The following is a 9212-nucleotide window of genomic DNA, read 5'->3' on the forward strand; positions in this document are numbered from 1 at the left end:
CGCGGGCGCTCCCACACCCCCCCCCCCCCCCCCGCCCGCCCCCCCCCCGGGGGGGCCCCCCCCACCGAACAGGGCTCACACCGTGGTCACTAGCACGACCACGGCGTGGTGACGTGGCCCGTCACGGTGTCCACCGCCACCGTCCTGCCCTCGCTGGGAATGCAGAAGTAGTAGGTGGGATGCGGGTTCTGCACGACGGGCTCATTGAGGTACAGGGGCTTGAACGCGCCGGTGTGCCCGGCCTTGACGGCCAGATCGTGGGCCTGGACCTCCGTCATGGTGAACGGGGAGATGGCCTGGATCCCGATCGGGACGCTCCACGGCTGCGTGCTCTGGTACTGACCGGTGGTCGAGTACTTGTACTCGAAGGACGGCTCCGAGTTCTTGGCCCGGAAGCGGATCCACCAGGCCTGGACGTCATTGGGGTTGGTCGTGGGTGTCAGCAGGACGGCGTCCGCGTCGTAGAACTGCGAGCCGGGGTGCTCCTGCTGCGCCTTCACCTTGGCCTCCCGCACGATCTGTGTGAGCGGGAGATGGGGTGCCGCGCTGGCGGTGGACGGGGCGATCGGCAGCAGCGACAGGGCCGTGGCGGTCGCGGCGAGCCCGATCCGTGCCCGAAGGCGGCGGCGTGATGTCCGGCACCCGTTCAGTGCGGGTGTCGCGGGCGTGCGGGCGGTGCGTGTGGTGTTCATGTCCTTCATCTCCTTCGACCCGGACCCTGCGTGGTCACGGTGGAAGTCGACTGCCGGGTTCGGCGTGAGCGGTGGCCGACGGGCGAGAGGTCCTCGGCCGGGCTCCGCGGGGATGCAGCCTCCCGGGGTCCAACGGTAGGAGGGTCTCCGGGCGCCGTCTCCTGGCCGTCATCCTCGCTGAGCCGAACAGGCGAACCTCTCACCCGGAGCGATGCCCGTCCGGGGTTTCGCCGCGCGGTCCCGGCCGGTGGGCCCGACACTGTGCCGCTCCTTGATCATCGCTGACTGTTACAAGGTGGTGACACGATCTTCTCGAAGTGGGCGTCCCAGCCGACGAGCCTGTAGATCGTCCTTCAGGCTGCGCTCCACCCACTCCAGGGCGATGTAGTACCGCTCCAGAACCGGGTCCCAGCCCGACTCCAGCATCCGCACGATATGAGGGTGCTCGACAGCTTTGAGTGCGGCGGTCTCCCGTTCCAGGAAGACCTTGATGATTTCGTCGTCGCGCCGCTTGAGTAACTTGATCGCCGCGAACTGCCTGTCACTGTCGCTATTTGCCGTGTCGACGGCCTTTCACACCTTCGACAGACCGCCGCTGCGCGCGCTGTCTCCCACCAGCAGGAAGCGATCGTTGATCACATGCGGTCCCACGCATGCTCCTCGTCCAGCACCGGCGTCAACTACCGGTCCGGCCATCCTGCCAGCCCAGGACTCCTCGGTTGGATGATTCGGCAGATCCGGGCTTGATCGTGGCCAACTCCTCGATGACTACAGTGCCCGACGCTCGACCAACTTATCGCTTATCTTCGGCTTGTTGGGGAGAGCTGTAGCCGAGGCCGTGGTCGACGGCATCGGAGGCAGCCAATCCGGTGGCCCGGAGGGTGGCCACTTCGGAGTGTCAGGGTGGCCCACTCGTGGTCGAGGGCATCCACGGCGGTGCTACCAGCAGCCGACGGTAGAGGCTAGCGCCGTAGCCGCTCCCCCGCACGGAAGCGGCCCGTCGAATCTGTCGATGACGGCCGCCAGTTGCTCGTCCGCTTCGCGATCTACGCCGACCTTCCAGCGCGGTCCAGCTTCGATACTCGTGCTTCGATTTCGGCGGGCAGGTACCAGCCTTCGATGGTGGGTGTCATGTAGAGGCGGGCCTTGAGGCCGAGGAGGAGTTGGCGGCGCCTTTCCTGGTCGGCTTGGGTCCAGGAATCGGCGAAGGTCTGGCCGGTCTCGACTTCCACCCAGGCGGAGGGGCGTTGTGGGAGGGCGGCGAGCCGGCGGCGTTCGTCGACGAGGACTTCGAGGGCTTCGTCCTCGCGCGCTGACCCCAGCCCGCCGGCTACGCACCCGCCCGGCCGCAGTCCGGCCGGGCGGGCCCGGCGGCGGCGCCGCACCAGCCCTGTCCGCCGACGCAACGGTGGTGGGCCACCCGGCAGCCGCAGGCCGGCGGTGCGGACGGGTTCCTGTTCTGCCGCTACCCGGAAGCGGCAACAACGTCCTGCCGCTCCCCGGTGACTGCGGTGCCAGGAGCGGTGGTGGTGACGCTGCCACCCCCGGTGGGCAGCCACAGCCCAGCGGTACGGGGCGGTGCGCGCCGCGTCCGGTGGCACGGGCTCCGGCCCGGCGGCCGGTGAGCTGCCCCCGGTCGCCGCCCCGTCCTCCGGGTTCTCGGTGCCGTCGACGAAGCCCAGCAGGTTGCGGTCGTCGAAGTCGCGGAAGCCGTGCACGGAGTCTACGCACCACCGGGGAAGTCCCCTTCAGGTCCACCATCCCAGCCGGTGAGGCGTCAGCCTGTGGACGGGAGGTTCCCACCTGCGGTGACCATGCCTGTCTCATAGGCGATGACGACCATCTGGGCCCGGTCATGGGCGTGGAGCTTGGCCAGCAGCCGCCGGACGTGTGTCTTGACGGTCGCGATGCTCAGCCCCAGATGCTCGGCGATCACGTGGTTGGGCAGTCCCCGGGCCACCAATCGGAGGACTTCCCGTTCCCGTGGGGTCACGCCCGCTAGCTCCCGGGCGAGTCGCGGGCGCGGCTCGTGGCGTCCGGCGAACTCGCGGATCAGACGGCGGGTGACCGCGGGCGCGAGCAGGGCGTCGCCGGAGGCGACCACCCGCAGGGCTGTCAGCAGGTCGGCGGGGAGGATGTCCTTCAGGATGAATCCGCTGGCTCCGCCGCGGAGTGCCGCGTACACGTACTCGTCCAGGTCGAACGTGGTGAGGACCAGCACACGGGTGCCGACGGCGTCCGGGTCCGCGCAGATGCGCCGGGTGGCCTCCAGACCGTCCATGCCCGGCATCCGGATGTCCATCAACACGACGTCGGGCCGCAGCCGCAGGGCGAGTTCGACGGCCTGCTCGCCGCTGACGGCCTCGCCCGCGACGGTGAGGTCCGGCACGCTCTCGATGAGCAGGCGGAAGCCCGCCCGCAACAGCGCCTGGTCATCGGCGATCAGAACCTGGACCGGCCGGTTCACCGTGCTGCCTCCGATCCGCAGGGCAGCCGCGCATGCACCCGGAATCCGCCCGTCGCCAGGGGGCCGGCGGAGAGGGTCCCGCCGCACATGGCCGCCCGCTCCCGCATCCCGATGAGTCCGTGCCCGCCGCCAGGACGCCGGGACGGGAGCCGGGACGGCGCGTCGTTGACGACCTCGATCTCGACCGCCTCGGGACCCATCCGGGACAGCTTCACCCGGCAGTCCGCCGATCCCGCGTGCCTGACGACATTGGTGAGGGCTTCCTGAACGATCCGGTAGACCGCCAGTTCCACACCCGGGGGGAGCGGTGGATCCGGGTCGACGGACAGCTCCACGCGCGGGCCCGCGCCGGCCGCGAGCGCGGGCAGGTCCGCCAGACCGGAGGCGGACCCCAACTCGGCTCCGTCACCGGGTGATCGCAGAACGCCGAGCATGCGGCGCATCTCGGTGAGCGCCGTCCGGCCCGCCGTCCCGACCAGTGCGAGGGTCCGCTCGGCCTCCTGCGGGTTGGTGGAGGCCACCGCACGGGCCACCTCGGCCCGTACCGCGATGACAGTCAGATGATGGGCCACCACGTCGTGGAGTTCGCGGGCGATCCGCAGGCGCTCGTCCGTCACGGCCTGCCGGGCGGCGAGTTCCGCGTACGACCGCTGCTCTCTCAGCGCGGTGCCCACCAGCCAGGGCAGGATCATCATCAAAGACGCGAAGACGACGCCCCACGCGACCCCGGAGGCCGGGACCGGTCGCGGTACGAGGGCCATGGCCGCCGCGACGGCGCCCAGCGAGCAGCCGAGCGCCGTCGCGGACCGGCGCCCCGGTTCCCGCGCCGCCACCGTGTACAGGGCGGCCCCGACCGGGACCCAGGACTCCTCCCATCCGGTGAACGCCATGGCGAAGACCGCTCCGGCCAGGACCGTGTACAGAACCCGGACGGGCCGTCTACGCCGTACCGCGACCGGCAGCCAGACCACCGCCGCCACGGCTCCCGCGCCCCAGCCACCGCTGCGCGTCTCGCTCGCGCCGAACGCCAGGGCGAGGAGCACGACCGCGACCGTGTCCACGCCGTGCCACTGTCCGTCCCGCAGACGTCTGGCCACCAGCGGCCGTGACTCCCCGTCCCCCATGCCGGCCACGCTATCCAAACGGGGCCCGGGGCCCGTCAGCCCGGAGGACGTCATCCCGCGGGCTGAGTCATCCGCGCGGCTGATGCCCGTCGTACCCTCCTGGGCTGACACCGGGTTACTCCCCGGGGGCGAAGCCGCCGGGCTCATCGGACGGAACAGTGGAGCCATGAATCGGAGAACACTGCTGTCCTCGTGCGCCGGACTGGCCGCCGCCATGATCCCGGGTCCGCTCGCGCCGGTGGCCGCCGCGCGACCGGGGCAGGAGGAACCCGTGCGGTTCCAGCTGCCCGCCCCGAACGGACCGTACCCGCTGGGTACGATCGCGCTGCACCTGACCGACACCGCGCGGCCGGACCCCTGGGTACCCTCCCGCCCCTGCCGTGAGCTGATGATCAGCATCTGGTACCCCGCCCGCGGCTGCGCGGCCCGTCCCACTGTTCCCTGGATGCCTCCGGCGGCGGCCGACCGGTACCTGAGCCTCCTCGGCCTGCCTCCCGGCCGGGTACGGCTGGGAGGCACCCACGGCCACGAGGGCGCTCCCGTCGGCGGCCCACCGGGCCCTCTGCCCGTCGTGCTCTACTCTCCCGGCGCCGACGCGTCACGGTCGTTCGGCACCGGCGTCGTGGAAGACCTCGCCAGTCACGGCTTTCTGGTGGTCACCGTCGACCACACCTACGACGCGGCGGCGGTCGCCTTCCCCGGTGGACGCGTCGAGACGAATCCGCTGGGCGGGATCAGCGACTACGCCAAGGCCCTCGCGGTCCGTACCGCCGACATCCGCTTCGTCCTGGACCGGCTCGCCGTCCTCCGCTCGGGTGGCCACCCCGGCGTCTGCCGCACCCCGCTGCCCACAGGCATGCACGGGGCGCTCGACCTGCGGCGCGTCGGGATGCTCGGCCACTCCCTGGGCGGCGCCACCACCGCCGCGACGATGCTCACCGACGGGCGGATCACGGCGGGAGTGAGCCTGGACGGGGGCGCGGCGGGCCCGGTGGTAGACGCCGGGCTCGACCGTCCGTTCCTGGTCGTGGACACCCCGGGCAAGGGCAGCATGGAGAGCAACCCCGCCCTGCGCGCGTTCTGGTCGCGTCTGCGCGGCTGGCGCCTGCATCTGACCGTACGGGGAGCCGCGCACCAGTCGTTCGGCGACGATGTGCTGATCCTGCCGCTGATCGCCCCTCTCCTGGGCATGTCACCGCCCGATCTGGAGGACGAGATCGGGACGATTCCCGGACACCGGGCACAGGCGTTCCAACGCGCCTACCCGCGAGCCTTCTTCGACCTCCACCTCCGCGACCAGGGGCGGCTGCTCGACGGTCCCTCCCCCGACTTCCCCGAGGTCGACTACGCCCGGTGAACACCTTGGCGCCGGTCCCGCCCGTCTGGGCTCCGAGGTACGACGCCGCGGCGCTCACCGGGCGGGGTCCAGCGAGGGAGGGTCGTCGGTGTCCTCGGCTTCGCAGGGAGGATCACGACCCGGGGAATCCTGCGGGGCGACGCCTCCACCATCCCGACAGGGGAGCGGCGCCCTGGACGGAGCACGGCCCTGCTCTCGGCGACGGAGGTGAGGATGCCGGGAGGGTTCCTTTGAGGACTTCGACGACGTGGATCTTCGAAAGGGGCTCTCGGTAGCCTTCACCTGCGCCCCGGAAGCGATCACTCCGCCGCGAAGTCGGTGGAGGCCTGTGTCGAGCGCGCCGCCACCCATGCCGGTCGCTGGTCCGACCCCGCGCCCTTCGCCCGAACTCCCTTGGCAGGAAGGCGATCCAGCCTCGCGGCATGCGAAGGCCATGCGTACCAGGGCGGTGGACGCGCGGACCACCCGCGCCTACGGCCTGCGACCCACGACCCGGCCGCGACCCGCCTCGGCCCGGTAACCACCGGGGGCGGCCTCGCCGTCGAGCTGTTCGAGCGCAGAACGACGGCGCAGGCGCACACCCCGACCACGACGGAATCCAGCCGACGCCTCGGCATGGCATCGGACCAGAAGGTAGTATCGGTTTCCACACTGACTGAATATCAAGTGCACGCTATTCATTGGACATTGCTGTCGGGGGCGTCAGCCGACCCCTCAGGTGGGGGGGTGCGCCGAGTCGCGCCCCCCTGCGCCCCACCCTCCGCACCGGAACCGACCACCGAAACCGGTAAGAACCCAGAAGGCGTCCATTGGTTACCATCGCAGACTCCGAGCTCGACGTCTTTCCACTCTGCCTCGGCGGCAGCGTCTTCGGATGGACCGTCGACGAGCGGACATCCTTCCGCGTCCTCGACGCCTACGCCGCCGCGGGCGGGAACTTCATCGACACCGCCGACTCCTATTCCCAGTGGGCCCCCGGAAACACCGGCGGGGAGTCCGAGTCCATCCTCGGCAACTGGCTGGCCGCGCGCGGTCAGCGGGACCGTTTCGTCATCGCCACCAAGGTAGGCCGACTGAACGGACTGTCCGGGCTCACGGCGAAGGTCGTTCACCAGGCCGTGGAGGAATCCCTGCGCCGTCTGCGGACGGATCATATCGACCTCTACTACACGCACGCGGACGACCCGGAAACTCCCCTCGAAGAGACCCTCGCCGCACTCGACACACTGATCGTGGCAGGGAAGGTGCGCCATATCGGCGCCTCGAACATCAGCGGCCCCAGGCTGGCTGAATCCCTTGAGGTTTCGAAGCGTTCGGGGCTCGCCTCGTACGTGGCGGTCCAGCCTCCCTACAACCTCATGGAACGCGAGCCCTTCGAGAGCGGGATCGCCCCGGTCTGCGAGCGCGAGGGCGTCTCCTGCGTCCCGTACTTCGCCCTGGCGCAGGGCTTCCTGACGGGCAAGTACCGCGAAGGCGCACCCGCCGTTCCCAGCGTCCGCAGCGACGCGGCACGACCGTACGGCGAAACGCCCCGCGGCCGCACGGTGCTCCGGACGCTGGACACGATCGCCTCCGAGCACGACACCGCCCCCGCCGCGGTGGCCCTGGCCTGGCTGAGGGCGCAGCCCCATGTCGTCGCTCCGCTCGCCAGCAGCAGGACGCCCGAGCAGCTCGCCGAACTGACCCCGGGAGCGACCCTGGAACTCTCCCCGGCCGAGGTTCACTCGCTGGACCTCGCTTCACGGACCACCGCGGCGGACCACCATGCGCATGTCGTCTGAAGGAGGAGGAGCCGCCGTGACCCTCACCCCCCACACCGCCCTGATCGGATTCGACGCCGTCAAGTCGTTCATCTCGGTAGCGCGCGATGAATACGAGGCCTGTACCCCGCAGGAACCACCCTCCTGTTTCGCCCTCCTGCTCGGCACCGTCGACGACGGTGTCGCGGCCATCACCTCGGTCCAGTTCGCGACCAACGTCCGTGCCACCGACCCGATGGCGCTCGAAGAGTTCTCGAGCTCCATAGAGCCGTGCTTTGGAAGCGCCTACCGAAACCCCCGCCGGGGATTCTGGTGCAGCTCGCAGGATCTGCTTCGTATTCACCGGCAGGCGGACCGTGACGGGGCCGAGATCCTGGGCTCCATCCATCTGCATCCCGACTGGCACCGGATCGGCCCACCCGAAGAGCGAGGGCTGCGAATAAGCGAGGAGCCGACACCGATGGACCGCTACATGCTCGACAACAGTCGGTACCCGGTGAACATGATCTGCTATCTGGAATCCGGCCCACAGGGGGTTTCCGCCGCACTCGCGGCATGGGGCCCTCCTCCCGAGGGAGAGGTCGCGGCGCCATGCCCCCGCCTCCTTCTGAGGTTCAGCGCGTCCTGAGGAACGGCAGGCTCACCCCTCGCCACCGGCGGGACTCCGCCCCGGTCACGCTCGCGGATGTGACCGGGGCGGGGCCGCCCGTCCACCCCTGGGTGAGTACCGCCGGAACGGGGCCGTCGGGGCGGACGGTGGTGCTGTAGGCGGCGCTGGTGGGGGTGGAGGAACAGCCCGGTCGGCGTGGTCGCGGTGGCCTCGTGCCCGGCGACCGGCAGGGTGACCCGCTCGTCCCGGATGAACGTGTCGTGCCGGAGCATCATGGCCCCGATCCGGGGGCCCGACACCGTACCGCCCGCTGCCTGGGGGCCGGCGAGTCAACCCCGTGGGTCGACAACGACGCGGCGTGGAGAATTGATTATCTGATGGTCAGTCAGAACCTCGCGGACGGACACCTGCACCAAGGCCTACATCGAACGCCCCGCCTCCTCTGCCGATCGATGGAGCAACCACGCACCGGTGACCGCCGTCTTCGACCTTGACCAACTCCTGTAGCACCGACGGGAAGTCGGACGACTGGCTTCTGATGCCTCGGCCGTCGCGCTGCTTGATTCGGGCGACGACCGAGACTGCCACCGGCCTGCGGCTGGATCGCGCCGCCATCCGTGCTTCGGAGTGATGGTCAGCTGACGCTCCAGAAAAATCGTTTTGTAAAGGCCAAGGCCGTCTCGCCGCAGCATGGGCGACGAATGGCATCGACGCCCATGCGCAGGACCTGCCGGTGTTCTGTCGCTTCCTCCACGAGCCCCGGACCGGGAAGTCGACCCACCCGACCCGACCGCGCCACCGGAGCAGCAGACGTTGCCAAGGTCGAGACCGCCGACCGGCTCGCACCCGCACCCATCGCTGAGACCCAAAACGCCACCGGCAGGGGGCACGCCAGGGTCCCGGCCAGCCGCCAAGCGGAGCACCCCTCGTCCGGCCACGCCGCCCAGGCCGCCGACCTGGTGACCCGTTTCGAGCGGGCCAAGGCCGCAGACGACGTGTCTGCCGCGACCTCGATCCGTGAGGAGTCGGTGCGCGCCCTCGGCGCACCCGGGGTGCCGGGCTCGACGGCCAAAACGCTTCGACGGCTTCTGAGGAACCTGCACAAGTGGATCGGTTCGCACGAGGCCGGCGACGTCCTGGCCGGGGGGTGGACTCCAAACCACCCCCGGATGTCGCCCGCGAAGGCCGGCGGCCCGACGCGA

8 protein-coding genes are annotated in these 9212 nt (G+C 70.4%); 4 read left to right on the forward strand and 4 right to left on the reverse strand.

Annotated elements, in window-relative coordinates; genetic code table 11:
- Positions 1-89 precede the first annotated feature (89 nt).
- The 4 genes from ACFV6D_RS30610 to ACFV6D_RS30625 form a co-directional block, all read right to left on the reverse strand.
- Positions 90-692, reverse strand: coding sequence for a hypothetical protein (locus tag ACFV6D_RS30610; RefSeq protein WP_380561989.1), 603 nt, complete (start codon positions 690-692; stop codon positions 90-92).
- Between the two features lie 1046 nt (positions 693-1738).
- Positions 1739-2410: a hypothetical protein gene (locus ACFV6D_RS30615; RefSeq protein WP_380561991.1), complete on the reverse strand. Its 672-nt coding sequence runs from the start codon at positions 2408-2410 to the stop codon at positions 1739-1741.
- A 59-nt stretch (positions 2411-2469) separates the two neighbouring features.
- Positions 2470-3159, reverse strand: coding sequence for a response regulator transcription factor (locus ACFV6D_RS30620; RefSeq protein ID WP_363376532.1), 690 nt, complete (start codon positions 3157-3159; stop codon positions 2470-2472).
- Positions 3156-4256, reverse strand: a complete 1101-nt coding sequence (locus tag ACFV6D_RS30625) for a sensor histidine kinase (protein ID WP_380561993.1) — start codon at positions 4254-4256, stop codon at positions 3156-3158. The genes ACFV6D_RS30620 and ACFV6D_RS30625 overlap by 4 nt, the downstream gene beginning before the upstream one ends.
- Before the next feature lie 193 nt (positions 4257-4449).
- Between ACFV6D_RS30625 and ACFV6D_RS30630 the strand changes: the two genes are divergently transcribed.
- From ACFV6D_RS30630 to ACFV6D_RS30645, 4 genes are all read left to right on the forward strand, one after another.
- Complete coding sequence (locus ACFV6D_RS30630; protein ID WP_380561995.1) at positions 4450-5640, forward strand: alpha/beta hydrolase family protein; 1191 nt, start codon at positions 4450-4452, stop codon at positions 5638-5640.
- A gap of 809 nt (positions 5641-6449) precedes the next feature.
- On the forward strand, positions 6450-7421 hold the full coding sequence (locus ACFV6D_RS30635; RefSeq protein ID WP_380493926.1) for an aldo/keto reductase: 972 nt from the start codon (positions 6450-6452) through the stop codon (positions 7419-7421).
- Positions 7422-7437: 16 nt separating this feature from the next.
- A complete protein-coding gene (locus ACFV6D_RS30640; RefSeq protein WP_107452807.1) occupies positions 7438-8028 on the forward strand; it encodes a hypothetical protein in 591 nt (196 codons plus the stop codon).
- A 941-nt stretch (positions 8029-8969) separates the two neighbouring features.
- Positions 8970-9212: hypothetical protein (locus ACFV6D_RS30645; RefSeq protein ID WP_380561997.1), on the forward strand; the 243-nt coding region annotated here is incomplete at its 3' end.

Source organism: Kitasatospora sp. NPDC059812 (assembly GCF_042732075.1).
Lineage (GTDB): Bacteria > Actinomycetota > Actinomycetes > Streptomycetales > Streptomycetaceae > Kitasatospora.

What these genes read in the sequence shown, in the direction of transcription:
- ACFV6D_RS30610 (WP_380561989.1), bottom strand. Translation starts at nt 692, where the DNA reads ATGAACACCACACGCACCGCCCGCACGCCCGCGACACCCGCACTGAAC.
- ACFV6D_RS30630 (WP_380561995.1), top strand. Translation starts at nt 4,450, where the DNA reads ATGAATCGGAGAACACTGCTGTCCTCGTGCGCCGGACTGGCCGCCGCC.